Origin of the sequence: Kineosporia rhizophila (assembly GCF_021277265.1) — a bacterium.
GTDB lineage: Bacteria > Actinomycetota > Actinomycetes > Actinomycetales > Kineosporiaceae > Kineosporia > Kineosporia rhizophila.
Genome location: NZ_JAJSOH010000023.1, coordinates 74,646 through 99,893, shown reverse-complemented (window position 1 = coordinate 99,893; position 25,248 = coordinate 74,646). Strand labels below are relative to the sequence as shown.

Here is a 25,248-nt window from a genome sequence, read left to right as displayed (position 1 = left end):
GGCCTCAGAACGCCGGCCGCGCCACCAGCCGCAGGTCCGGCCCGGACCGGGCGATGTCGAGCAGCTCCAGCCGCAGGATGTCGGCCATCGTGCCGATCCCGGCGTCGAGCAGGCCGCTCTTGCCCGACCCGAGCAGGGCCGGGGCCACGTAGTTGATCACCCGGTCGACCAGGCGGGCGGCGATGAACGAACCGGCCAGGGTGGGGCCGCCTTCCAGGAACACGGCCCGAACTCCCCGTTGGTACAGCGCCTCCAGCAGCGCCGGAACCGAAAGCCCCTGTTCGGCCCGAGGTATCCGGATCACCTCGGCGCCTTGCAGATGACCGGCAGCGGCGTCCGGGGCCACCGCGATGATGGTCGGTGCGGAAGCGTCCAGAACCTTCGCGGACGCGGAGGTGCGGGCATTGGTGTCGACCACCACCCGGTAGGGCTGCCCCTCGGTCCGGACCGCCGACAGGTCCAGCCGCGGGTCGTCGTTCCCCCGCACCGCGAGGTTCGGGTCGTCCGCCTGCTGGGTGCCCGACCCCACCACGGTGGCGTCGCAACCGGCCCGCAGCAGGTGCACCTCGGCCCGGCTGGCCGCACTGGTGATCCACTGACTGGTGCCGTCCGCCGCGGCGATCCGGCCGTCCAGGGTGGCCGCGAACTTGTACACCACGAAGGGCCGCCCGAGCGCGTTCACCGCCGCCCACTCGTCCCGGCCGACCAGATCCGCCACCGAGCCGCCGAGAGTCAGCGTCACTGCGATCCCGCCTGCACGGCCCCGACCAGCGACTCGCCGAACTCGATCACCCGCCGGTCGGCGATGTCCTGGTCGGCCGCCACGTCGGTCATCGCCTGCAGTTCGTCCAGGGTGCGCCGCGACCCGGTGTCGACCGCGATCTCCAGCGCCTGGCTGCCCACGTCCACCGCCTCGTCGATCCGCCGCAGCATGGCCAGCGCCTTGGACTTGCGGGCCATGTGCAGCCCGCGCTCGCGCCGGTACTCCTGCGGCCACTCGGTCAGCGCCCGGTCGTAGGAGTCCACCGCGTCCTGCGCCCGGCCCAGGGTGATCAGCACGTTCGCCCGCTGCGCGGCCACGTACCCCTCGGTGCACCACTCGGCCAGCGACCACTGGTCGGCCACGGCCGGCCCGGGATCCTCCTGCACCAGGTCCAGCGCGTCGTCCATGGCCTGCAGGGCCCCGGTCTCGTCGCCCTCGATGGCCAGCCCGGCGGCCCGCTGCTGGGCGGCGGCCGCCCGGATCCGCGGCGCCGAGCCGGCCCGGCGCTCGGCCGCCTCGCCCAGGCCGATCGCCAGCGAGGACTCCTGCCCCGCGGCGGCCTGCTGGGCCCGGCGCATCAGCGTGTACGCGGCCAGGTCGCTGTTCTCGCTGGCCTGGGCCCACTCCACGGAGCGCCCCGTCCAGGCCCCGCTGCGCACCGACTGACCGGCGTCCTCGAACAGCCACCCCTGGAACTCCGCGTAGAGGGTGGCCAGGTCGAACACCCGACGCCTGAGGTCCCCCCGAGCGGACCCCAGCATGTCCTGGACGTTCGACACCTGCTCCCCCACCGTCGCGATCAGGCGCCCCGGGCCGAGCATCGAGTCGGAGCGGACCAGCGAGGCCCGCAGGGTGGTCAGCTCGTCGATCACCTGCGCGCTGACCGGCAGCGAGGGCCGGACCGCGCCGCGCCGCCCCTCCGGCAGCGGGGCCGGGTCGAACTCGGTCTGCTCACCGGTGCCGAGGAAGGCCTGGAAGCGGTGCACCGACTCACGGCTGGCCCGGCTCAGCGCGGTGTCCAGCGCAGCCTGCATCTCCGGCAGCGGCTCGATGTCGGCGCCGCGCGCCTCCCAGTTGCTCACCGTGCGGACCGCCACCCCCAGGTGGTCGGCGAACCCGATGACCGTCATCCGCAGCGCCCGGCGCAGCGCCCGGGTTTCCCGCCCTGTCCAGCGTTCGACCGCAATCACACGCCGCTCCATCTCCTCGGACCTCCCGGCCTTGTGGGCCGAGCCGGTTCCCGAAATCCCGAATCAGGTTAAGTCGGGTTTGACGGATTCCCCAGAGCCATTGCATTGCCGTTGCCATATCCGTCACCGCGCGTAACTGACGGTTACCGAGGCGCACGTTTGAAGCGCTCGACCACTCCCTGTCAGCACGCCCTTGTGGCGCGCATCACGCCAGGTCAGGACCCGGATGCGAGGGCTCTGGGCCGAGGCGTCAAGAAGCTGTCGGGATCTTTGCAAAACCAGTCAAGAGACTGTCAACGCATCTGCCCTTCCCGAACGCGCAGAGGTGTGCTGGTGGAGCCCGGCAGGAAGCCGGGCGACCCGCAATCCGAGTGAGGGATCAGCAGTGCTTGACCTGGTGTACCTGGTGGTGACCGGAGCGCTCTTCGGCGCCCTGGCCCTGATCGTCCGAGGGGTGGAGCGACTGTGACCCTCGTGAACCTGGCCGGCCTGGTGATCGCCGCCGGCCTGACCGTCTTCCTCCTGGCCGCCCTGCTCTTCCCGGAGAAGTTCTGATGAGCTCAACCACCGCGGGCGTCATCTTCGTGGTGTCGCTCGTCGTCGTGCTGGCGGCCGTGAACCGGCCGGCCGGCGACTACCTCTACCGCGTCTTCACCTCCACCCGGCACTCCCGGCTCGAGCGCGGCCTGTACAGGGTGATCGGGGTCGACCCGGAGGCCGAGCAGCCGTGGGGCGTCTACGCCCGCAGCGTGCTCGCCTTCTCCCTGGTCTCCCTGCTCTTCCTCTACCTGCTGATGCGCCTGCAGGGCCGGCTGCTGCTCTCCCTCGGGTTCGACGGGGTGGCCCCCGACCTGTCCTGGAACACCGCGGTCAGCTTCGTGGCCAACACCAACTGGCAGGCGTACTCGGGTGAGTCGACCATGGGCCACCTGGTGCAGATGACCGGTCTGGCGGTGCAGAACTTCACCTCCGCCGCCGTCGGCATCGCCGTGGCCGTCGCCCTGACCCGGGGCTTCGCCCGGAGCCGGACCGAGCACCTGGGCAACTTCTGGGTCGACCTGGTCCGGATCTGCCTGCGCGTCCTGCTGCCCGTCGCGGCAGCCGCGGCGATCGTGTTCATCGCCGGCGGCGCGGTGCAGAGCCTCTCGGCCGGCACCGAACTGCAGACCCTGGCCGGCGGCGCCCAGACCGTTCCGGGTGGCCCGGCGGCCAGCCAGGAAGCGATCAAGCTGCTCGGCACCAACGGCGGCGGCTTCTGGAACGTGAACAGCGCCCACCCGCTGTCCAACCCCACCACCTGGACCAACTGGCTGCAGATCTTCCTGATCCTGCTGATCCCGGTGAGCCTGCCGCGGGCCTTCGGCCGGATGGTCGGCAGCACCCGGCAGGGCTACGCGATCCTCGCCGCGATGAGCATCATCGCGCTGGCCAGCATCGTCCTGCTGAACCTGAGCAACGGCCTGGGCGGCGGCAACACCGTCCCGGCGGCGGCGGGCGCGGCCACCGAGGGCACCGACACCCGCTTCGGCGTGCTGAACTCGGCCACCTTCGGCGCGGCCACCACGCTGACCTCGACCGGTGCGGTGAACTCGTTCCACTCCTCGTACACCTCGTTCGGCGGCGGCCTGACCATGCTGAACATGATGCTCGGCGAGATCGCGCCCGGAGGCACCGGTTCCGGCCTCTACGGGATGCTGGTGATCGCCGTGATCACGGTGTTCGTGGCCGGCCTGATGGTCGGGCGCACCCCGGAGTACCTGGGCAAGAAGATCGGCTCCCGCGAGATCAAGTTCGCCTCGCTGTACCTGCTCACCACCCCCGCGCTGGTGCTGGTCGGCACCGCGGTGGCGATGGCCGACAGCACGGCCCGCGAGTCGATGCTCAGCGCCGGGTCGCACGGTTTCTCCGAGGTGCTCTACGCCTTCACCTCGGCCAGCAACAACAACGGCTCGGCGTTCGCCGGGCTGAGCGCCAACACCGGCTTCTACAACACCGCCCTGGGCATCTGCATGCTGCTCGGCCGCCTGCTGCCGATCATCTTCGTGCTCGCCCTGGCCGGTTCGCTGGCCCAGCAGAGGCCCACCCCGGAATCGGCCGGGACGCTGAAGACCTACCAGCCGCTGTTCGTCGGGATGCTCGTCGGCGTGGTCCTCGTCGTCGTGGCCCTGACCTTCCTGCCGGCCCTTGCTCTCGGCCCGATCGCCGAGGGACTGAGCTGAGAACCCCTGAGGGACTGAAGAGATGACTGCCACCACCACCGAACGCCCGCCGGCGCAACCGGCCCGCTCACGGACGTCCAAAAACCTTCTCGATCCGGCCCAGCTGGCGGCCTCGGTGCCGGACGCGCTGCGCAAGCTCGACCCGCGCACCCTGTGGCGCAACCCGGTCATGCTGATCGTCGAGATCGGCTCGGCCTTCACCACCGTCCTGGCCGTCGCCGACCCGTCGGTCTTCGCCTGGGTGATCACCGGCTGGCTCTGGCTCACCGTGATCTTCGCCAACCTGGCCGAGGCGGTGGCCGAGGGCCGCGGCAAGGCCCAGGCCGACACCCTGCGCCGGGCCAAGCAGGACACCACCGCCCGGCGCCTCACCGGTGACACCGAGACCGTCGTCGCAGCGACCGAACTCAGGCTGGGCGACGTCGTCGTGGTCGACGCCGGCGAGGTGATCCCCGGTGACGGCGAGGTGGTCGAGGGCATCGCCAGCGTGGACGAGTCGGCCATCACCGGTGAGTCGGCGCCGGTGATCCGCGAGTCCGGCGGCGACCGCTCGGCGGTCACCGGTGGCACCCGGGTGCTTTCGGACCGGATCGTCGTGCGGATCACCCAGCGGCCCGGCGAGAGCTTCGTCGACCGGATGATCAGCCTGGTCGAGGGCGCGAACCGGCAGAAGACGCCGAACGAGATCGCGCTCAACATCCTGCTCGCCTCGCTCACCGTGATCTTCCTGATGGCGGTGGCCACGCTCCAGCCGATGGCCGTCTTCGCCGTCGGGGAGCAGGGTTTCGGCATCGACGGGGTGGTGATCGACTCCGGCGGGGTGACCGGCATCGTGCTGGTGAGCCTGCTGGTCTGCCTGATCCCGACCACGATCGGCGCCCTGCTCTCGGCGATCGGCATCGCCGGCATGGACCGCCTGGTGCAGCGCAACGTGCTGGCCATGTCCGGCCGCGCGGTGGAGGCCGCGGGGGACGTGAACACCCTGCTGCTGGACAAGACCGGCACGATCACCCTGGGAAACCGCCAGGCGAGCGAGTTCGTGCCGGTGCACGGCGTGGGTGTGGCCGAACTGGCGGATGCCGCCCAGCTCTCCAGCCTGGCCGACGAGACCCCCGAGGGCCGCTCGATCGTGGTGCACGCCAAGCAGGCCCACGGGCTGCGGGAGCGGGACGTGCACGACGCCACCTGGATCGAGTTCACCGCCCAGACCCGGATGTCCGGCGTGGACATCGGTGAGCGGCAGTTGCGCAAGGGGGCGACCGCCCAGGTCACCGAGTGGGTCCGGACCAATGGTGGACGGGTGCCGGCCGACCTCGCGGGGATCGTCGAGGAGGTCTCCACCTCCGGGGGAACGCCGCTCGTGGTCGCCGAAAGCACCCGGATCCTCGGGGTGATCCACCTCAAGGACGTGGTGAAGCCGGGCATGCGCGAGCGTTTCGACGAGATGCGCCGGATGGGGATCCGCACGGTGATGATCACCGGCGACAACCCGCGCACCGCCGAGGCGATCGCGAAGGAGGCCGGGGTCGACGACTTCCTGGCCGAGGCCACCCCGGAGGACAAGCTCGCCCTGATCCGTAAGGAGCAGGAGGGCGGCAAGCTGGTCGCGATGACCGGCGACGGCACCAACGACGCACCGGCCCTGGCCCAGGCCGACGTCGGCGTGGCGATGAACACCGGCACCTCGGCCGCGAAAGAGGCCGGGAACATGGTCGATCTGGACTCCGACCCGACGAAACTCATCGAGATCGTCGAGATCGGCAAGCAGTTGCTGATCACCCGGGGCGCCCTGACCACGTTCTCGATCGCCAACGACATCGCCAAGTACTTCGCGATCATCCCGGCCATCTTCGCCGCGGTGTACCCCGGCCTGGACACCCTGAACATCATGCGGCTGGACAGCCCCACCTCGGCGATCCTGTCCGCGGTGATCTTCAACGCGGTGGTCATCGTCGGGCTGATCCCGCTGGCCCTGCGCGGGGTCCGGTACCGGCCCTCCGACGCCGCCGGCCTGCTGCGCCGCAACCTGCTGGTCTACGGCCTCGGCGGCATCGTCACCCCCTTCGTCGGGATCAAGATCATCGATCTGCTGATCTCGGCGATCCCCGGAATCTCCTGAGGAAACGGAAATGCGACTTCCATCGTGGATCGGCCAGCACCTGGCCGCGGTACGCGTCCTGCTGGTCCTGACCGTGCTGCTCGGCCTGGCCTACCCGCTGCTGATCACCGCCGTGGCCCAGGTGCCCGGCCTGAAGGGCAAGGCGAACGGTTCACTGCTTGAGGACGAGGGTGGGCCTGTTGGTTCCGCCCTCGTGGGTCAGGCTTTCGTGGACTCCGAGGGGTCGGCCCTGCCGCAGTACTTCCAGTCCCGGCCGTCGGCGGCCGGGGACGGCTACGACCCCCTCTCCACCAGCGCCTCCAACCTCGGGCCGGAAGACGTCGTCGACACCCTGAGTGCCGACGAGGAGAACGCCTCGCAGAGCCTGCTCACCCAGATCTGCTCGCGCAGCCTGGCGGTCGGCGAACTGGAGGGCGTGGACGGTTCCCGCCCCTACTGCACCCCTTCCGGGGTGGGCGCCGTGCTGGGGGTGTGGCACGCCGACGGGGCGACCGGCCCGGTCACCCGCGTGGTGAGCCTGAACGAGGCCTGCACCACCCCGTTCCTGGCCCGGTACCAGGGCGTCGAGGTGGAGTGCGCGAAGCCGGACACCGAGTACACCGGCTACGTGACCACCCCGGTGCGCGGCGACGCGCCCGACACCCCGGCCGTGCCGGCCGACGCGGTCACCGCCAGCGCCAGCGGCCTGGACCCGCAGATCAGCGTGGACTACGCCGGCCTGCAGGTCGCGCGCGTGGCGCGGGAGCGCGGCGTGGACACTGGCGAGGTGCAGAAACTGGTGAAGGAGTACACCGCGGGCCGGGGGCTGGGGTTCATGGGTGAGCCGGGCGTGAACGTGCTGGAGCTCAACCTGGCCCTCGACGCTCTCGACAGCAAGGCGTAGGCGTAGGCATGGCGGGGCAGCTGCGGGTGCACCTGGGGGCCGCCCCCGGGGTGGGCAAGACCTACAAGATGCTCGAGGAGGGACATCGGCGCCGCGAGCGCGGCACCGATGTCGTGGTCGGCTACGTCGAGACCCACGGGCGGGCGCAGACCGAGGCGATGATCGCCGACCTCGAGGTGCTCCCGCGGCGCACCGTCAGCTACCGCGACACCACGTTCACCGAGATGGACGTGGACGCGGTGATCGCCCGGGGCGCGGAGGTGGTGCTGGTCGACGAACTGGCCCACACCAACGTGCCGGGTTCGCGCAACGCCAAGCGCTGGCAGGACATCGAGGAACTGCTGGACGCCGGGATGACGGTGCTGACCACGGTGAACGTGCAGCACCTGGAGTCGGTCAACGACGTGGTCCGGCAGATCACCGGGGTGCCGCAACGGGAGACGGTGCCGGACGAGGTGGTCCGCCGGGCCGACGCGATCGAACTGGTCGACATGGCGCCGGAGGCGATCCGGCGGCGGATGGCGCACGGCAACATCTACCGGCCGGAGAAGATCGACGCCGCCCTGGGCAACTACTTCCGGGTCGGCAACCTGACCGCGCTGCGTGAGCTGGCCCTGCTCTGGCTGGCCGACAAGGTCGACACCGAACTGGTCCACTACCGCGAGACCCACGACATCGGTGACACCTGGGACGCCCGGGCCCGGGTGGTGGTGGCGCTGACCGGCGGGCCGGAGGGCGACACGCTGATCCGCCGGGCGGCCCGTCTGGCCAGCCGGTCCCGGGGGGCCAACCTGCTGGCCGTGCACGTGGCCCGCAACGACGGGCTGAGCGGCGGCAGCCATGCCCATCTGGTGGCCCAGCGCACCTTGGTGGAGGACCTCGGCGGCACCTACCACCAGGTGGTGGGCAACGACATCCCCCGGGCCCTGCTCGACTTCGCCCGCGGGGTGAACGCCACCGAACTCGTGCTGGGCGTGTCCCGGCGTGGCTGGCTGCAGTCGCTCTTCTCCACCGGCGTCGGGGTGACCACCGCCAACGGCGCCGGGGCGATCGACGTGCACCTGGTCACCCACGCCGAGGTGCACCGGGGGCGGCAGGCGCCGCGGCCCGAGAGCGCGCTCAGCCGCGGTCGCCGACAGGCCGGGCTGTTCCTGGCCACCGTCGGTATCGCCGGGCTGACCTGGGTGCTGACCCAGCTGCGGGACCAGGTCTCGCTGGACAGCGACGTGCTGCTCTATCTGGCCGCGGTGGTCGTGGTGGCCCTGGTCGGCGGGCTCTGGCCGGCCCTGGTCGCGGTCCTCCTGGGCACCTTCCTGCTCAACTTCTTCTTCGCTGCGCCGCTGTACCGGGTCACCATCGCCTCCGGCGAGAACGTGCTCGCCCTGGCCGTCTTCCTGGTGGTGGCGATCGCGGTGAGCGCCACAGTCGACCGGGCGGCCCGGCGCACCCGGGAGGCGGCCAGCGCCCGGGCCGAGGCCGAGACGCTGTCCACCCTGGCCGGTAACGTGTTGCGGGGAGCGGAACCGCTGCCCGCCCTGCTCGGCCAGCTGCGCGAGACCTTCCAGTTCTCCGGGGCGACGCTGCTGCGCCGCCGGCCCGACTCGGCCCCCAGCCCTGACCTGCAGCACGACCCGGGTGCGTGGCAGGTGGTGGCCTCGGTCGGACGGCCGCTGGCGGCGCCCGGCGAGGGCGACGCCGAGGTACTCATCGACGAGGAGATCTCCCTGGTGCTGTGCGGGCACCCGCTGGCCGCCGCCGACCGCCGGGTGGTGCAGGCCTTCGCGGCCCAGGCCGTGGTGGCGCTGCGCCACCAGGAACTGCGCGAGCAGGCCGCCGCCGCAGGCCCGCTGGCCGAGGTGGACCGGATGCGCACGGCTCTGCTGTCCGCGGTCAGCCACGACCTGCGCACCCCACTGGCCGCGGCGAAGGCCGCGGTCGGCAGCCTGCGCGCCCCGGGCGTGGAGTTCAGCCCGGACGACCGCCAGGAACTGCTGGCCAGTGTCGAGGAGTCGCTGGACCGGCTGACCCGGCTGGTGGACAACCTGCTGGACATGAGCCGGCTGCAGGCCGGGGCGCTGGCGATGACCCCGCAGCCGACCAGCATCGCCGAGACCGTGGCGATGGCGCTGGACGACCTCGGTCCGGAGGGCCGGGCGGTGCAGGTGCACCTGCCGGAGGAGTTCCTGGAGGTGGACGGCGACCCCGTGCTGATCGAGCGGGTGCTGGTCAACCTGCTGCGCAACGCCCTGCGGTACAGCCCGGCCGACCACCCCCCGATGATCGTGGTCAGTGCCCACGCCGGAGCGGTGGAGACCCGGGTGATCGACCGCGGCCCGGGCATCCCGGCCGAGCTGTGGGACGACGTGTTCCTGCCCTTCCAGCGGCTCGGCGACCGGGACAACGGCACCGGGGTCGGGCTCGGCCTGGCCCTGTCCCGCGGGCTGACCGAGGCGATGGGCGGCAGCCTGACCCCGGACACCACCCCCGGCGGCGGACTGACGATGATCATGAGTCTGGTCCAGTCCGAGCAGTCGTCCCAGGAGGTTGAGCCCGCGTGACCCGGATCCTGGTGGTGGACGACGAGCCGCAGATGATCCGGGTCCTGCGGATCAACCTGCTGGCCCGTCAGTACGAGGTGGTGACGGCCGGCACCGGGCAGGCCGCCCTGGACGCCGCCCGGCAGGACCACCCCGACATCGTGGTGCTCGACCTGGGTCTGCCCGACCTGGACGGCGTGGAGGTGATCCGGCGGCTGCGCGGCTGGACCCAGGTGCCGGTGATCGTGCTGTCCGGCCGGGCCGACAGCCACGACAAGGTCGACGCCCTGGACGCCGGGGCGGACGACTACGTGACCAAGCCGTTCAGCGTGGACGAGCTGCTGGCCCGGATCCGGGTGGTGGCCCGCCGGCAGGGTGCGGGCGAGGCCCCGGCGCCCGACGTGCGGATCGGCCGGTTCCGGATCGACCTGGTGAACCACCGGATCGAGCCGGACGAGGTGCACCTGACCCGGACCGAGTGGCAGCTGCTGGCCGCGGTGGTGGCCGAGCCCGGCAAGCTGCTCAGCCAGCGCTACCTGCTGGAGAAGGTCTGGGGCCCGACCTACCGGGCCGAGACCCAGAACGTGCGCCAGTACATGGCCCAGCTGCGCCGCAAGCTGGAGACCGACCCGACCCGGCCCGCGCACCTGCTCACCGAGCCCGGCATGGGCTACCGCTTCCAGCCCTGAACTGCGACTTAGGTCTTCCTGACCATCGGGCGTTCAGCCGACCTGGTTAGCATGCGCCAATGCACGCCAGCGGGATCGAGCAGGACGGCCGGAACGGGTACGACGTAGTGGTGGTGGGCGCGGGCCCGGCCGGCAGCAGCGCGGCCGCGGCGGCCGCCCGGCTGGGGGCGCGCACGCTGATCGTCGACCGCGCCCGCTTCCCCCGCTACAAGACCTGCGGCGGCGGGCTGATCGGGGTCAGCCTGGCCCAGCTCGCCGAGGTGGACGTACCGGTGCGGCAGGAGATCGTGCACGCCTCCTTCACCCACCGCGGTCAGCAGCCGGCCCGGCGCTCGGCCCGGCGGCGGGTGCTCAGCCTGGTCGACCGCAGCGAGTTCGACGCCGCCCTGCTGGAGCACGCAGTCTCGTTGGGCGTTCAGGTGCGTTCCGGGGTCACCGTCACGGCCGTCACCGAGGACGCGTACGGCGCGCTGCTGTCCAGCTCGGACGGCCCGATCCGGGCGCGCTACGTGGTCGGCGCCGACGGCAGTGCCAGCCGCATCGCCCGACACGTCGGCGTGTCGCTGGGGCAGGTCGACCTCGGGCTGGAGTACGAGCTGAAGGCGGCCGAGCACCACCGGCAGGCCTGGGCCGGGCGGGTGCACATGGACTGGGGCCCGATCCCCGGTTCCTACGGCTGGGTGTTCCCCAAGGGCGACACGATCACCGTCGGGGTCATCGCCCGGCGCGGCACGGCCGACGAAGCACGTTCCTATCTGAAGACTTTCGTGGAGCAGCAGGGCCTGGCCGACGCCGAGGTGGTGCACGACTCCGGCCACCTGACCCGCTGCCGCACCACCGACTCCCCGCTCGGCCAGGGCCGGGTGCTGGTCGCCGGCGACGCCGCCGGCCTGCTGGAACCGTGGACCCGGGAGGGCATCTCCTACGCCCTGCGCTCGGGCCGGATCGCCGGGGAGTGCGCGGCCAAGGCCGCCGGGCCCAACGGAATGCCGCCCAGCATGGGCGATCTCAGCCGGGTGGTGCGCGACTACACGATGCGCATCACCCAGGAACTGGGGCCCGAGATGGCTGCGGGACGGGCGTTTCTGCAGGCTTTCGAGCGTCATCCCGCGGCCATGCACGCCCTGCTCACCCGCACCCCGCTGGGCTGGCGCGAGTTCCAGCGCCTGGGCCGCGGGCAGACCGACGTGGCGCGGGTGCTGCGTTTCGCCCCGGCCCGCTGGCTGCTGCGCGGCCTGAGCGGCCAGCCGGTGGCGAACCCGGCCTCGAACCCCGCCTGAAGCCGATTCGAGGCAGCTGACCGGCTTGAATCATGCTGAAACGCACCTGAAACCGTTCTGAACGCCGCTGAACCGCTCTGGCCGGGCCTGAAACAGGCCAGTTCTCGTCAGTGCGCTCAAGAGGACACTACTGCTGTCCCCTTGTGCGGCCTGCCAACGATGTCGCGTAACCCACTGCCGCTGGCAGCATCTCCGACCGGCAGCCCATCCGCCGGGCGCCCACGAGCCGGCGGGACCGCGGTGACGGACAGCCGCCAAGAGCCCCACCGCGGCCCCGCCCACCAACCGGCGGCACTCGTCATAGGCACGACACGCCTGCTCATCAAGGCTTTGCCGGACTACTCACCAGGAACCCGGTAGGAATTCCCTGGACAGGTGGTCAGACGGAGCGCGCCTCGGCGGCGCCACCTCGAGCAAAAGGGCCGAATTCGGGCTTACCCTTTTGTACAGGGTTGCATATTGTGATGACAGCAGCGTGCGCACGCCGCTCGGGCGGGCACGGTGCGACTGGACCTTTGATGGGAGGCCAGCCATGCCACAGCCGTTGCGCGACCTCGACCCCGACGCCTCCCGGCTCGCCCGGTTCGGTGCCTGCCTGCGCACCTACCGCACCCAGGCGGGCCTGGCCCAGTCCCAGCTCGGCCGGCTGGTGCACGTCAGCGGCACACTGATCGCCAAGATGGAGCGGGCCGAGCGCCGCCCGCAGCCCGACGTCGCCCGCCGTCTCGACGAGGTGCTCGGCGCCGAGGGCGAACTCGTCCGGCTGGCCTCCGCCGCCCTGGAGTTCGACCTGGCCGAACGCCGCATCGAAACCCGGCCGCGCAGGCTGGATTACGGGCTGGGCCTGGTCACCGCCGACGGCCCGGGGATCAGCGCACTGCACCGGCTGGCCGATCTGTACGACCTGCCCGACGACGGCCCGGTGCGCAGCATCGACGAACTGCGCCGGGCCACCGACGAACTCGTCGGCGAGCGGCTGAATTCTCAGTACCGGCAACTGCTGTCGACTCTGCCCGGCCTGATCCCGGAGCTCACCCGGGCCCTGATGGCCCAGCACACCGAGGCGAACCGGCAGGAACTGGCCCAGATGCTGGTGCAGGCCTGGCGGGCCGCCGACGCGGTGGCCGCCAAGCTCGGCCTGCACGACCTGTCCGGCCGGCTCATCCACATCATGGGCTGGGCCGCCGCGCAGACCGGCGAGCCGTTCAGCGTGGCCGCCACCTCCTACGTGCGGGCCGAGTCGTTCTTCCTGGGCCGCGAGCCGCGGGCCGGGCGGGTGATGCTGGAGCGGGCGGCCGACGCGGTGAAGGACCGGCCGCACGGGCGCCCGGCCGAGATGCTGGCGCAGTACGGCGCGCTGCACATGCGGGCCGCCATCGCCGCCGCCCGGGCCGGGCTCACCCAGCAGGCCTGGGACCACCTGGACGAGGCGAAGACCACGGCGGCCCAGGTGCACGAGGGCATCTGGGCCGGTACCGCGTTCGGCCCCGAGTCGGTGCGGATCCACGAGGTCTCCACCGCGGTGGAGCTCGACGCCCCGCAGATCGCCCTGGCCACCGCCCACAACTGGGCTCCCCCGGCCACCCTGCCGGCCGAGCGCCGGTCGCACTTCTACGTCGACCTGGCCCGGGCCCAGTTCGCGATCGGCCACCACGACGACGTGCTGGAGACGCTCCGCTCGGCCCAGCGGATCGCCCCGCAGAACGTCCGCGTCGACCCGGACGTGCACAGCACCCTCACCGCCCTGGCCGGGACCAGTTCGGTGAGGGCGGCGGCGGTGGAGGGCTTCACACGTGAGGTGCTCGCTCCGGCGGGGATGCGAGCCCCGGCTGCCGGGGTCCCAGCAGGGCCGGCAGCTCCCGTAGCGAGCCGACCACCCAGTCGGCCGTCCGCCTGACCTCGGCGTCGTCGGCCCACAGGTGGCCCCAGGGGCCGCGCCGCACCAGGGCGGCGTGGAAGCCCTGGGCCCGGGCCGGGATGACGTCGAAGTCCCGGTGGTCGCCCACGTAGAGGATCTCGTCGCGCTCACCGGGCGCCCACCCGGCCATCCAGTCGAAGTAGGCCGGGGAGGGCTTGATCAGGCCGAGGTCGCCGGAGACCATCACCCCGTCCGCCGGCAGGTCGAGCTCGCGCAGCAGGTCACCGCACCGGGCCGACTGGTTGCCCGAGACCCCGACCCAGTAGCCGGCTGCCCGCAGGGCCGCCAGGGCCGGGCGCACGTCCGGGTAGAGGTCGCTCTCGCTGATCTGCTCGCCGCACCCGGCGTCCTCCCGGCGCTGCCGTTCCGCCGGGATGTCGAAGCCCGGGCGGAAGTACTGGAAGGTCTCGCCGTTGTCGCGCCCGCCCACCACCACGGCGCCCATCACGGCGGAGAAGGTGTGCCGGGGCACCCCGATCCAGTCCGCCCACCGGCCCCACTCCGACGTGTCGTCCAGAAGCGTCTCGCCAACGTCGAACACGACCGAACGGATCATGTTTCTCGCGCCTCCCTGCGGCTTCACCCTCGTAGCACCATCTGGTGCTGATTCTCCGATCAGGTGAGACAGCATCGCCCGTCGACAAAGGTGCAATGAGGACATTCGTCCTGTCCTCATCGAACGGATGACTCCCGTCCTCATCCGTATGACCCTGGTGGTGTGGCCAAGCAAACGGGGGTTGGCCACCCTAGATCGGCGAGGCCAGCGGTTGGGGACCATCACCCACCGTTGGTCTCGCCCTCCCAGGCGTTTGGGGAGCCGGGCTCCCCATGAGGGGATGAGTGCGGCCATGGGTGCCGAGATGGAGATGCGGGCCGATCTGCTGAACCGGGAGTTGCGCGAACGGGGGCTCGTGCTGCTCGATGTCAGCGAGGACATGATCGAACCGGACGTCCTGGTGGTCTACCTGCACTCGCAGGCCGGCCAGTGGCAGGACGGTACGGCCAGCCGGATGATCCGGGCCCTGCCCGACATCGTCTCGGTCACGCCCAGCGAGCAGTCGCCGGCCATCCTGCGGGTCAGGATCTCTCCGCGGCGCCGGTCGCGGGGTGGGCTGCACCGCTCCGACCGCTGGGTCGACTGGGTCGAGCACTCGACCCCGCGCCGGGGTCCGCGCCGCCACTGACACCGGCCCGGCCGACCAGCAGCAGCATCAGCACCGAGGCCACGAAGAAGCCGCTCATCAGCGCGGCCATCGGCAGCAGGGTGCCGTAGCCGAGCAGCCCGGTCAGCGGGGTCACCGCGGCCCCGCACAGGAAGGCCAGCCCACCGGCCAGGGCGGCCGCCGTGCCCCGCGAGCGCCGTCCCGCCTCCTGCGCCAGCGCGGTGGCCGAGGGGATGGTCAGCCCCATGCCACCGACCAGCACGGTCAGCAGCACCCAGGTCATCGCGAGCGGCGGCGGCTCCCCGTTCACCCGCTCGAACAGGGCCCCGCCGAGCACGCCCACCGCGGCCACCGTGGACACGCCCATCCCGGCCGCCCGCAGCCGCTCCGGGCCGACCCGGCCGACCAACTGGCGGAATCCGATCGTGGCCGCGGCCATCGCCCCGGCGTTGACCGCGAAAATCGTGGCGTAGGTGCTCTCGGAGATGCCGTAGACCTCCTGCAGCACGAACGACGAGCCACCGATGTAGGTGAAGAACCCGCAGACCACCACGCTCTGCAGGACCACGTGCCGCATGAACGACCAGTCGCTGCCGAGGTCGGCCATCCGGTGCAGGGTCGCACCGAGACCGCCACCGTGTCGCTCGGTCTCGGGCAGGGTCTCCGGAATGCCGAACAGCACGGCCAGCACCATCAGCCCGCCGAAGCCGGTGAGCACGAAGAAGATGGTGCGCCAGTCCCCCACCGCCAGCACCGCGCCCCCGGCCGCCGGAGCGATCACCGGGCCAAGGAAGACGATGGCGGCCAGGGTGCCGTAGCGGCGGGCTGCCTCGGCCGGCGGATAGGCGTCGCCGACCACAGCCCGGCCGATCGCGATGCCCGCCCCCGCCGCCAGCCCCTGAACCAGTCGCACGGCCACCAGGACCGGCCCGGAGGGCGCGAGGGCGCACAGCAGCGAGGTGAGCGTGAAGACGACTGCGCCACCCAGCAGCAGGCCGCGTCGGCCCCGCCCGTCGCTCACCGGGCCGAGCAGGATCTGACCGGCGGCCATGCCCACGATGAACGCCGTCAGGGTGAGCTGGGCGACCGCCGCCGAGGTGCCCAGCGAGACCTGCACGGCGGGCAGGGCCGCGACGTAGGAGTCGGTCGCGATCGGGCCGACCCCGGTGACCACCACCAGGGCCGCAGTGACGGGCGCGGCGGCGGTACGCAAAGACGGCACCGTCCCGAAGCTACCTCACGGTCAGGCACACCCCACGCTGTGCGAGGGACGCCCGGCCAGGATGCATCAGGGGTTCACCGGTGGAACATCGCTGCCGCCGATGTCCACCCCGGATTCTTGACCCATGCCGCATCCCCCCGCCGTCGGGCTGTTCCGGGTTCCGCCGGGATCCCCTGACCCACGACGGCGCCGGGCCCGGATCGAGATCGCCCTGTGTGCCGGCGCCGAGGGGTACGCACTGCTGGACACCTTCGACCTGGACGACAGTCTGCGCGGCGAGGAGGAGACCCTCGAGACCGTGCGCTCACTGGGCCGGCGGCACGGTCTGCACGCGCTGATCGTGGCCGGGCCGGTGTCCCGGGAGCGGATCGACGAGCTGGCCGACGAGATGCAGGTGATCACGGTACGGGTGCCCAGCACCCGCCTGTGAGGAATCTAGCGGTTGAACTAACCGCATCAGCGGAGCTACAGCCCTGATCAATCCGCTTCTGCGGCTATGCTCGCCTCGTGCCCCTCTTCCGGATCCGCCAGGCCGCCGAGCTGCTCGGCGTCAGCGACGACACCATCCGTCGCTGGGCCGACTCCGGCCGCCTGCCCACCACGGTGGACGAGTCCGGCCGGCGGGCGGTCGAGGGCGCCGAGCTGGCCCGTTTCGCCGAGCAACTGGCCCACGAGGCCCCCACTGCCGACCCGGAGGAGCGCAGCCGGTCCTCGGCCCGCAATCGCTTCGGCGGGCTGGTCACCCGGGTGGTCCGCGACACGGTGATGGCCCAGGTCGAGATCCAGGCCGGCCCCTACCGGGTGGTCTCACTGATGAGCCGCGAGGCCGCCGACGAACTCGGCCTCGAGCCGGGGGTACTGGCGGTGGCCTCGATCAAGTCCACGAACGTGGTGGTCGAGGTGCCGGACGCGCAGTGACCGCGCGCCCGTTCAGAACATTCACGGAAGAAGACCATGCGCAGATTCCCCTCGCTCGCCGTCGCTGCCGCTGCCCTGCTGGCCCTGGCCGCCTGCGGAAGCACGGACGATTCACCCGGCAGTGCGAACAGCTCCAATTCCGGCCCCTCGGGTGAGATCACGGTGTTCGCGGCCGCGTCGCTGACCGAGTCGTTCACGAGTCTGGGCAAGGCGTTCGAGGCCGAGAACCCCGGCAGCAAGGTCACGTTCAGCTTCGGCCCCAGCTCGGGGCTGGCCGAGCAGATCACCGCCGGCGCGCCCGCCGACGTGTTCGCCTCGGCCTCGGTCAAGAACATGGACCAGGTGGTGGCCGGAGGCGGCGCCACCGACCCGGTCACCTTCGCCGGCAACACCCTGCAGATCGCCGTCCCGGCCGACAACCCGGCCGGGATCGACGCGCTCGACGACCTGGCCGGCAAGGGCGTGAAGGTGGTGCTGTGCGCCGAGGAGGTGCCCTGCGGGGTGGCCGCCCGTGAGGTGTTCAGCAACGCAGGACTCACCGTCACCCCGGTCAGCAACGAGGTCGACGTGAAGTCCACCCTGTCCAAGGTCACCCTGGGCGAGGCCGACGCCGGCCTGGTCTACGTCACCGACGTGCGGGCCGCGGGCGCGAAGGTGCAGGGCATCGAGATCCCGGCCGACGTCAACGCCACCACCGACTACCCGATCGCACCGCTGACCGACAGCAAGAACGCCGAGCTGGCCGATGCTTTCGTCGACTTCGTGCGGTCCGACGCCGGGGTGGCCGAGCTCGAGGCCGCCGGCTTCACCAGGCCCTGACCTTGACCGTCACCTCGCGGGTCCGGGAGAGCGGGCGCTCCCCGGACACCCGCACCCCGTGGCCGATCGCACTGCCGGCGGCGGTCGCGGTGTTGTTCCTGCTGCTTCCCCTGCTCGGACTGCTGCTGCGAACCCCCTGGGCAGATCTGCCGCACCTGCTGTCCAGGCCGGAAACCCTTCAGGCACTGCGTCTCTCCCTGACCACCGCCACCGCCGCGACCGGGCTCTCCCTGTTCTTCGGGGTGCCGCTGGCCTGGGTGCTGGCCCGCAGCCCGCGCCGGGGCATCAACGCGTTGCGGGCGATCGTGACGCTGCCGCTGGTCCTGCCTCCGGTGGTGGGCGGGGTCGCCCTGCTGGTGGCCTTCGGCCGCCGCGGCTTCTTCGGCCAGTACCTCTACGACTGGACCGGCTTCTCCCTGCCCTTCACCGTCTGGGCCGTGATCATTGCCGAGACCTTCGTGGCCATGCCATTTCTCGTGGTCACGGTGGAGGGTGCGCTGCGCGGCGCCGACCGCGGCCTGGAGGAGGCCGCCGCCACCCTCGGCTCCCGGCCCTTCGCCACCTTCCGCCGGGTCACCCTGCCGCTGATCTGGCCCAGCCTGGTCGCCGGGAGCGTGCTGACCTGGGCCCGGGCGCTGGGCGAGTTCGGCGCCACGATCACCTTCGCGGGCAACTTCCCCGGCCTGACCCAGACCATGCCGGTCCACGTCTACGAGACCATGCAGAGCGAACCGGACGCCGCGGTCGCCCTGAGCCTGATCCTGCTGGGGGTCTCGGTCGCGGTGCTGGCCCTGCTCAGAGACCGCTGGATCGGCAGCGGGAGCCGACTGTGACCGACCAAGGCCCACAAACGTCCATTGTCGGACTCGACGCCGATGTGACCGTACGCCGCGGCACCCTCGACCTGCACGCGCAGTTCCGCGTCGCCCCCGGCGAGGTACTCGCCGTACTCGGCCCCAACGGCGCGGGAAAGACCACTCTCCTGCGCACTCTGGCCGGGCTGCTCGCTCTGCGCGAGGGCAGGGTCAGCGTGGCCGGAACTACCTGGGACGAGCCGTCCTCCGGTGTCTTCGTGCCCGCCACCGACCGGCGAGTGGGGTTGGTGTTCCAGGACTACCGGCTCTTTCCGCATCTCAGCGTTCTCGACAACGTGGCATTCGCCGAGCGCGCGCGGGGAGTCCGCCGAGGTGCAGCCCGCGCTGCTGCCCGGGAAGTGCTGCGCCAGATCGACCTTGAGGCCCTGGCGGACCACCGGCCGGGGCAGCTCTCCGGCGGTCAGGCCCAGCGGGTGGCGCTGGCCCGGGCCCTGGCCTCCGGACCGGCGATGATGCTGCTGGACGAGCCGCTGGCGGCCCTGGACGCCCGCACCCGGCTGGAGATCCGTGCCGAGCTGCGCCGACGGCTCAGCGCGTTCGCGGGCCCGAGCATCGTCGTCACCCACGACCCACTGGAGGCGCTGGTCCTGGCCGATCGCATCCTGGTTCTCGAGGAGGGCCGGATCGTGCAGACCGGGACGCCCTCGGAGGTCGCCCGCCGGCCGGTCACCGAGTACGTGGCTCGGCTGATGGGGCTGAATCTCTACTCCGGCCGGCTGGCCGATCCCGAGCTGGGGCGTATCGATCTGGACGGCGGAGGGGAACTGGTGGCGGCCGCTGTGCCGGCGGGACTGCAGAAGGGCGACCGGTTGCTGGCGGCCCTGGCCCCCACCGCGATCTCCCTGCATCTGGGCGAACTTCCGGAAGGCTCACCGCGCAATGTCTGGGAGGGCACCGTCAGCGGCGTCGAACTGCTCACCGACCGGGTGCGCGTGGCGGTCGAGGGGTCGCCGGCCGCCCTGGTCGACGTCACCGCCGCTGCGGTCGCCGATCTGCGGCTGGCCCCCGGTCTGCGCGTGCGACTGTCGGCCAAGGCCGGTGAGGTCACCGCCTATCCGGCCCCCTGAGCCCCCACCTGCGGACATGACCGGGTGCAATCGGGCGGGTACGGATCCCTTCAGTCACGTAAGCGGGCTCGGTTAACAGTCCTGAGCAACCCCTCAGTAGAGTCCGACCCCCCGCCGACCTGCGGATTGGGCGGATCGGGCGGTCAGCGTCGAACATGGAGGACGCCGGTCGGTACTTGAAGATCGTACGGACCAGACCGGACGACGAGAGCCTGACGGGCGGGATGAGGGGCGGGATGCAGGAGGGACCGGGCCACGACCATCCGCCGGGCGAGAACCCGGACGATCGTCCGCTGCCTCCTGGCCAGTCCGGCCGCACCGACCGGCCGGTGCGCCACTACGGGCCGGTGCCCCGGGTGCGCGACCGCGACACCTGGCAGATGAGCTTCGGCGGGGCCACCAAGAGCGACGAGTCGTTCGTGGTCAGCCTGGCCGAGCTGGAGAAGCTGCCGCGGGCCGAACTCACCGCGGACATGCACTGCGCGGGCAAGTTCACCACGCTCGACAACGTGTGGGAGGGCGTCTACGCCCGCGACGTGGTCGAGGCCTATCCCCCGCTGCCGGGCATCACCAACGTGATCGTCTACGGCCAGTACGGCTACAGCGCGAACGTACGGCTGGACGATCTGCTGGCCGACAACGCCCTGCTGGCCACCCATCAGGACGGCGCGCCGCTGTCCCCCGAGCACGGTTTCCCGGTCCGGCTGGTGATCCCGCACCTGTACTCGTGGAAGGGCCCCAAGTGGTTCCGCGGCTGGGAGTACCTGCTGCAGCCGCGCCGCGGGTTCTGGGAGGAGCGGGGCTACCACCTGCGCGGCCAGGTGTGGGCCGAGGAGCGCTGGTCGTACCAGGAGACCCATCCCAACCGTCTGCCGTCCCAGGCGCCGCCTCCGGGCCGCCGGGGCGGCCCGGACGACCGGCCGTCAGGGCAGGAATACGCGGGCTGAGCCGGCTCCGGGCGTGTACCGGCGTACGGCCCGCACCGCTAGGGCCAGGCCGATCACCAGGGGTACGAGCAGATCGGCCTCGGTGACGCCGCGGGTGGGGGCCAGCAGCACCAGGACCGTGCCTTCGCGGGGTTGGCTGACCCTCAGCCAGATCACGCTGCAGAGGACCAGCCCGAGCCCGGCCGACACCGAGGGGGCGCGGCTGCGGGTGAAGGCCACGGCCAGACCGGCCAGGATCAGGAGCACGCAGGCGAGAAGCATCCGGGGCTCCTGGCCCAGCACCTCCACGGCGTGCCGGAGCTTGGCCCAGGCCTGGCCCGGGCTACGGGGCAGGGCCTCGAGGATGCGGCCGGCGAAGACGTCCACAGGCACCGTCCCCCTCTCCCGTGCCCCGGGCAGTGTTCATCGACCAGGGAACCAGGGAACTGGACCATGGGCAGCCGGACCCGGGATCGGCTGACGCCCCGGTCGGCGCGGGACCGGGGCATCAGCCGACATCTGGGGTAGGTCGTCCGGTGGTGGCCCGCGCGGTGTCGGCATGCGGACGCGGGCCACTCCGGTCGGGTCAGCCGGCCAGGTAGTGCTCCACCCGGGCGGCCAGTTCCTCGGAACCGGCGACCCGGACCGGCTTGCTGGCCGTCATCACCCGGATGCGCCGGGCGATGGCCCGGGTGCGGGCCGAGCGCACGCCCGACATCGCATCCAGGGCCTGTGACCAGGTGGCCACCGCGTCGTCGTGACGGCCCAGCCGGGCCTGCACGTCGCCGAGGTCGCCGAGGGTGATCGCGTGCGCCCGGGGGAACCGGGATCTCTGCCGGCTCTGCACCGACCGTTCGAAGGCCTCCTGGGCACCCCTCAGGTCTCCGAGGTCGCGCAGCACGCACCCGGACTGATGGGCCAGCGAGGCCTGACTGACGAAGAACACCCGGTCCGGCTCGACGTCCGAGGCCGAGGCCGAGGCCAGTTCCGCCTCGGCCTGCCGGAGCGCCACCATGGCGGCCGGCCGGTCTCCGGCCACCGCCAGGGCCCGGGCCTGCCCCATCGACAGCAGCGCCCGCTCGCGCGGGACGGCCCGCTGGTAGCGGGCACCGCTGACCGCGGCTGCGGCCAGGTCGAGGGAACGGTCGGGCTGCCCCAGGTCGAGCACCTGCCGGGACATCGCCCGCAGGGCGAATCCGGTCAGCGGGGCGTCGCCGGCCTCCGCTGCCAGTTTCACCGCGATCGATCCGGCCCACTGCGCGGTGGCGTGCTCGGCGTCGTCGTACGACATCCACCCGGCCAGGCAGGCCAGTTCCGCGGCCGCGGCGAACATCTGACGCCGTACCTCGTCGTCGGCGAACCGCCCGTGCAGGAAGGCGGACACGTCGGAGGTGAGGTACTGCAGCACGGCGGTGCGGGCGTGCCCACCACCGCGGCGGTGGTCGACCCGGCTGAAGAACGAGACCGTCTCCTGCACCGCCTCGACATCGCTGCGGCCCACCGTGACGTGACCGACCTGGGGTTCGGGAGCGTGCGCCCGGGCCGTGACCCAGGTGCTCTCCAGCCCCTCAGGAGGAGCGCAGGCCAGCGACGGGGAGACCGTGGGGGCCCCGCCCTCGGGCACCTCCGGCACCCGCAGCTGGACCAGCGGATCGGTGCTCCAGTCGGGCGCCCCGTTCGCCTGTGGGCCCGAGGGCCCACCGGGACTGCTCACCGGCTGCAGCTCCGGACCGGACGGCCCGGACACCCCCAGCTGGTCCGGCCGACGCCGGGGACGCAGCCGACCGGGGGCAAGAGTGCGGTCACGCACCGAGGTGCGTGGCCCGCGGCCTGCGGGCTCGGCCGAGACCGCGGCCGCCCGGGTGGCCCGGACCGAACGTCCGGCCCCGGCCGCCGGCCTGACCACCGGGGAGATTCCCGGTGCCGAGGCCGCCGCTGCCGCCGAGGACGAGGAGGGTGACTTCTCTGCCGAACCACGCCGCCGCCCGGCCGCCGCCCGGGCCGCCGTACCGGCCTGGATCAGCAGCCGGAATCGCTCGGCACTGGCCCGGTCGGCCCGGGCCAGGGCGGTGTCGAGCACCGCCTGCAGCTCGGGCATCGGCTCGATGTCGGCCCCTCGGGCCTCCCACTTGCTCACTGTGCGGGTGCCGACACCTAGGTATTCGGCAAATCCCACCACTGTCATTCTCAGGGCCCGGCGCAAAGCCCACGCCTCGTGCCCTGTCCAGCGTTCCACCGTCATCACGATGACCCCCGTCAATCGCGCAAATATGGTCCGCCGACACCTACTGCGCGTGCAGTAATTGTCAGCATAGGCACGAATTAGCCGCTTTCTCCAGCCGCTGGGAGAATTGGTTTGCAGGTGCACCGTGGGTGCAGTGCCACTGCGCACCTCCACCCACACCCGACGCACACCGACACTGCACCGTGCAATAACTCGGTCCCGGCCCACCATTCACGACGTAAATGCGCAAGCCGTCCCGGTCGATCGACCAGCATTCCATACGGGCGGTATTCGACTGCCCGAAATACCGATCCGGGGCTGGCCCGAACGGATTGCCGCAACGCACGTGAAGGGCCTTTCGCCGCGGATAGCATGAAGCCGCCGTTCAGCGCTGAACAGATGTCCGGACATTGCCCTGGGGGAACGCGCGTGACCATCGTTCAGTACCTGCACGTCCTGCGCCGGCAGTGGCTGGTCGTGCTGCTGCTCACGGCTCTCGGCGTGGGGGCGGCCTACCTCTACACCGACCGGCAGGTGCCCACCTACTCGGCCACCGCCGAACTGTTCGTCGGCAACGGCAGCGAGTCCCGCACCGGCGACGTCACCCGGATGAGCCAGGGCAGCTCGTTCATCCAGCAGCGGATCAAGTCGTACGCCGACGTGGTCACCAGCCCGGCCGTGCTCACCAAGGTCTCCCAGGGCTACGGCGTACCGGTCAGCGCGGGCCAGATCAGCGTGACCGCCCCGGCCGACACGGTGCTGCTCGACATCACCGTCACCGACACCGACCCGGCCCGGGCGGCGGTCATCGCCAACGGCATCGCCGAGCAGTTCCCCGGCTACGTGGCCCAGCTGGAAAGGCTTCCGCAGCAGGCGGCTTCACCGGTGCGGCTGTCGGTGATCGAGCGGGCCACCGAGCCCTCCGCCCCGGTCTCGCCGCGGGTCCCGCTGAACCTGGCACTCGGCCTGCTGGTCGGCCTCGGCCTGGGCATCGGGGCCGCCGTGCTGCGTGATGCGATGAACACCTCGGTGACCGCCGTCTCGGACATCGAGAAGCTCACCGGGGCAGTGCCTCTGGGCGTGGTGCCGTTCGACCCGGAGACCAGCCGGCAGCCCCTGGTCGACGGGGACGAGCACGGCGCCCGGGCCGAGGCCTTCCGCACCCTGCGCACCAACCTGCAGTTCGCCGACGTCGACTCCCCGCCCCGGGTCATCGTGATCACGTCTCCGCTGCCGGACGAGGGAAAGAGCACCTCCGCCTGCAATCTCGCGCTCACCCTGGCGCTCGGCGGAGCCCGTGTGGTGCTGGTCGACGGCGACCTGCGCAAGCCCAGCGTGGGCCGCTACCTGGGGGTGAGCAGCGGCGCGGGCCTGACCACGGTGCTCGCCGGCCGGCACGAACTGCGCGAGGTGGTCACCGTCTACGGCCGCGACATGCTGGCCGTGCTGCCCTCCGGCCCCACCCCACCGAATCCCTCCGAGCTGCTCGGATCCCAGCAGATGGCCGACCTTCTGGCCACCCTGGCCGAGCACTACGACGTGGTCGTCGTCGACGCTCCCCCGCTGCTGCCGGTCACCGACGCCGCCGTGCTCTCCGCCGCCGCCGACGGCGCGGTGCTGGTCATCCGGCACGGTCGCACCCGCAAGGAAGACACCACGCGCGCCCTGCAGGCCCTGGACGCGGTGAACGCGAAGCTGCTGGGCTCGGTGCTGAACTTCGCCCCGAAGCGCAAGCGCGGCAATGGGTACGACGGATACGGCTATGGCTATGGGTACGGCGAGGCCCCCAAGTCGACCGCCGGCACGCCGGGTGCGCCTCAGGTGCGGCCGGCCAGCGTGACCCTGCCGGAGAACAGCCCGGCGCCGACCGCCTGAGCCAGACCCGAGCCGTACTTCAGCAGCCGCTCAGCCGCCCCAGCCCCCCAGCCCGGTCCGGTCACGGTTCCGTCCCCCATGATCCGAGGGGGGCCGCGCCCGGTCCGGCGGGATCGCGGACCTGAGCGGCCTGCCTGATTTGCCGCCGAGGTTCAGGCCGAAGACCGCACTTGCCCTCGCGGAGGGTCAGGAGTGGTGCACGGACCGTGCCATCCGCCGACATCGTGGGGCGTCAGCTACTCCCGCACCCTGAAGACATGGCGGGCGTGACTCTTGATCTGCGCGATGCCGGGGGTGCCCCGGTGACGCTGGAGCTGCGCATCTACCGCGCCTATGTGGAGTGCTGGATGGGCGGGGAGTGCCATGCCGTGTTCGACCGCGACGCCCTGCGCCGCTGGCTCGCCCGCCCTAGTGCGGCCCTGAGTTATGACGGGGTGAGCTGGGTACGCACCTACCGGGGGTCGGTGGCCGTGGTGGTGGACGGGGTGGTGCCGCGCTGGCCTCTGGCCGATCACGTGCTGGACGGTCTGCGCTCGCGGATCTGAGGGGCAAAAGGTGAAG

General features: G+C 71.7%; 23 protein-coding genes. 17 read left to right on the top strand and 6 right to left on the bottom strand.

Going from position 1 to position 25,248, the window contains the following annotated elements:
* Window positions 1-4: 4 nt before the first annotated feature.
* Together LWF15_RS26675 and LWF15_RS26670 are read right to left on the bottom strand one after the other, a co-directional pair.
* Complete coding sequence (locus tag LWF15_RS26675) at window positions 5-742, bottom strand: RibD family protein (RefSeq protein ID WP_232813688.1); 738 nt, start codon at window positions 740-742, stop codon at window positions 5-7.
* A complete protein-coding gene (locus LWF15_RS26670) occupies window positions 739-1,965 on the bottom strand; it encodes a helix-turn-helix domain-containing protein (RefSeq protein ID WP_232813687.1) in 1,227 nt (408 codons plus the stop codon). Before LWF15_RS26670 ends, LWF15_RS26675 begins: the two co-directional genes overlap by 4 nt.
* Window positions 1,966-2,418: 453 nt before the next feature.
* On the opposite strand from LWF15_RS26670, the gene kdpF reads away from it, so the two are divergent.
* The 8 genes from kdpF (at window position 2,419) to LWF15_RS26630 (ending at window position 13,577) form a co-directional block, all read left to right on the top strand.
* Window positions 2,419-2,508 (top strand): K(+)-transporting ATPase subunit F, encoded by a 90-nt coding sequence (gene kdpF, locus LWF15_RS26665; protein ID WP_232813686.1) that lies wholly within the window; start codon window positions 2,419-2,421, stop codon window positions 2,506-2,508.
* Complete coding sequence (kdpA, locus tag LWF15_RS26660; RefSeq protein ID WP_232813685.1) at window positions 2,508-4,172, top strand: potassium-transporting ATPase subunit KdpA; 1,665 nt, start codon at window positions 2,508-2,510, stop codon at window positions 4,170-4,172. The genes kdpF and kdpA overlap by 1 nt, the downstream gene beginning before the upstream one ends.
* A gap of 22 nt (window positions 4,173-4,194) precedes the next feature.
* Window positions 4,195-6,291, top strand: coding sequence for a potassium-transporting ATPase subunit KdpB (gene kdpB, locus LWF15_RS26655; protein WP_232813684.1), 2,097 nt, complete (start codon window positions 4,195-4,197; stop codon window positions 6,289-6,291).
* A 10-nt stretch (window positions 6,292-6,301) separates the two neighbouring features.
* Entirely contained in the window at window positions 6,302-7,174 is an 873-nt protein-coding gene (locus LWF15_RS26650) for a potassium-transporting ATPase subunit C (RefSeq protein WP_232813683.1), read from the top strand.
* An 8-nt stretch (window positions 7,175-7,182) separates the two neighbouring features.
* Window positions 7,183-9,732, top strand: a complete 2,550-nt coding sequence (locus LWF15_RS26645) for a sensor histidine kinase (protein ID WP_232813682.1) — start codon at window positions 7,183-7,185, stop codon at window positions 9,730-9,732.
* Entirely contained in the window at window positions 9,729-10,400 is a 672-nt protein-coding gene (locus LWF15_RS26640) for a response regulator (RefSeq protein ID WP_232813681.1), read from the top strand. The genes LWF15_RS26645 and LWF15_RS26640 overlap by 4 nt, the downstream gene beginning before the upstream one ends.
* 59 nt (window positions 10,401-10,459) lie before the next feature.
* Complete coding sequence (locus LWF15_RS26635; protein ID WP_232813680.1) at window positions 10,460-11,680, top strand: geranylgeranyl reductase family protein; 1,221 nt, start codon at window positions 10,460-10,462, stop codon at window positions 11,678-11,680.
* Window positions 11,681-12,212: 532 nt separating this feature from the next.
* Window positions 12,213-13,577 (top strand): helix-turn-helix domain-containing protein, encoded by a 1,365-nt coding sequence (locus LWF15_RS26630; protein ID WP_232813679.1) that lies wholly within the window; start codon window positions 12,213-12,215, stop codon window positions 13,575-13,577.
* On the opposite strand, the gene LWF15_RS26625 is transcribed toward LWF15_RS26630, so the two are convergent.
* Complete coding sequence (locus LWF15_RS26625) at window positions 13,468-14,154, bottom strand: HAD family hydrolase (protein ID WP_232813678.1); 687 nt, start codon at window positions 14,152-14,154, stop codon at window positions 13,468-13,470. The two genes, LWF15_RS26630 and LWF15_RS26625, sit on opposite strands and share 110 nt — an antisense overlap.
* A gap of 280 nt (window positions 14,155-14,434) precedes the next feature.
* On the opposite strand from LWF15_RS26625, the gene LWF15_RS26620 reads away from it, so the two are divergent.
* Window positions 14,435-14,782: a hypothetical protein gene (locus LWF15_RS26620; RefSeq protein ID WP_232813677.1), complete on the top strand. Its 348-nt coding sequence runs from the start codon at window positions 14,435-14,437 to the stop codon at window positions 14,780-14,782.
* Here LWF15_RS26620 and LWF15_RS26615 read toward each other — a convergent pair.
* Complete coding sequence (locus LWF15_RS26615) at window positions 14,676-15,983, bottom strand: Bcr/CflA family efflux MFS transporter (protein WP_232813676.1); 1,308 nt, start codon at window positions 15,981-15,983, stop codon at window positions 14,676-14,678. The two genes, LWF15_RS26620 and LWF15_RS26615, sit on opposite strands and share 107 nt — an antisense overlap.
* Before the next feature lie 124 nt (window positions 15,984-16,107).
* On the opposite strand from LWF15_RS26615, the gene LWF15_RS26610 reads away from it, so the two are divergent.
* The 6 genes from LWF15_RS26610 to LWF15_RS26585 all read left to right on the top strand — a co-directional run bounded on the left by LWF15_RS26610 (window position 16,108) and on the right by LWF15_RS26585 (window position 20,609).
* Window positions 16,108-16,413 carry a hypothetical protein gene (locus LWF15_RS26610; RefSeq protein ID WP_232813675.1) on the top strand — a complete coding sequence of 102 codons (306 nt, stop codon included), beginning with the start codon at window positions 16,108-16,110 and terminating at the stop codon, window positions 16,411-16,413.
* A 77-nt stretch (window positions 16,414-16,490) separates the two neighbouring features.
* Complete coding sequence (locus LWF15_RS37820; RefSeq protein ID WP_232813674.1) at window positions 16,491-16,901, top strand: TOBE domain-containing protein; 411 nt, start codon at window positions 16,491-16,493, stop codon at window positions 16,899-16,901.
* Window positions 16,902-16,937: 36 nt separating this feature from the next.
* Window positions 16,938-17,720, top strand: coding sequence for a molybdate ABC transporter substrate-binding protein (gene modA, locus LWF15_RS26600; RefSeq protein ID WP_232813673.1), 783 nt, complete (start codon window positions 16,938-16,940; stop codon window positions 17,718-17,720).
* Window positions 17,721-17,722: 2 nt separating this feature from the next.
* On the top strand, window positions 17,723-18,553 hold the full coding sequence (locus LWF15_RS26595; protein WP_232813672.1) for an ABC transporter permease: 831 nt from the start codon (window positions 17,723-17,725) through the stop codon (window positions 18,551-18,553).
* Window positions 18,550-19,662: an ABC transporter ATP-binding protein gene (locus LWF15_RS26590; RefSeq protein ID WP_232813671.1), complete on the top strand. Its 1,113-nt coding sequence runs from the start codon at window positions 18,550-18,552 to the stop codon at window positions 19,660-19,662. The genes LWF15_RS26595 and LWF15_RS26590 overlap by 4 nt, the downstream gene beginning before the upstream one ends.
* 236 nt (window positions 19,663-19,898) lie before the next feature.
* Window positions 19,899-20,609 carry a molybdopterin-dependent oxidoreductase gene (locus tag LWF15_RS26585; protein ID WP_232813670.1) on the top strand — a complete coding sequence of 237 codons (711 nt, stop codon included), beginning with the start codon at window positions 19,899-19,901 and terminating at the stop codon, window positions 20,607-20,609.
* Here the strand turns inward: LWF15_RS26585 and LWF15_RS26580 are convergent.
* Together LWF15_RS26580 and LWF15_RS37815 are read right to left on the bottom strand one after the other, a co-directional pair.
* Window positions 20,586-20,981, bottom strand: coding sequence for a hypothetical protein (locus tag LWF15_RS26580; RefSeq protein ID WP_232813669.1), 396 nt, complete (start codon window positions 20,979-20,981; stop codon window positions 20,586-20,588). The two genes, LWF15_RS26585 and LWF15_RS26580, sit on opposite strands and share 24 nt — an antisense overlap.
* Window positions 20,982-21,174: 193 nt before the next feature.
* Window positions 21,175-22,725, bottom strand: coding sequence for a tetratricopeptide repeat protein (locus LWF15_RS37815; RefSeq protein ID WP_232813668.1), 1,551 nt, complete (start codon window positions 22,723-22,725; stop codon window positions 21,175-21,177).
* A 516-nt stretch (window positions 22,726-23,241) separates the two neighbouring features.
* Here LWF15_RS37815 and LWF15_RS26570 point away from each other — a divergent pair.
* On the top strand, window positions 23,242-24,687 hold the full coding sequence (locus LWF15_RS26570) for a polysaccharide biosynthesis tyrosine autokinase (RefSeq protein ID WP_232813667.1): 1,446 nt from the start codon (window positions 23,242-23,244) through the stop codon (window positions 24,685-24,687).
* Window positions 24,688-24,944: 257 nt separating this feature from the next.
* Window positions 24,945-25,232 (top strand): hypothetical protein, encoded by a 288-nt coding sequence (locus LWF15_RS26565; protein ID WP_232813666.1) that lies wholly within the window; start codon window positions 24,945-24,947, stop codon window positions 25,230-25,232.
* Window positions 25,233-25,248: the final 16 nt, after the last annotated feature.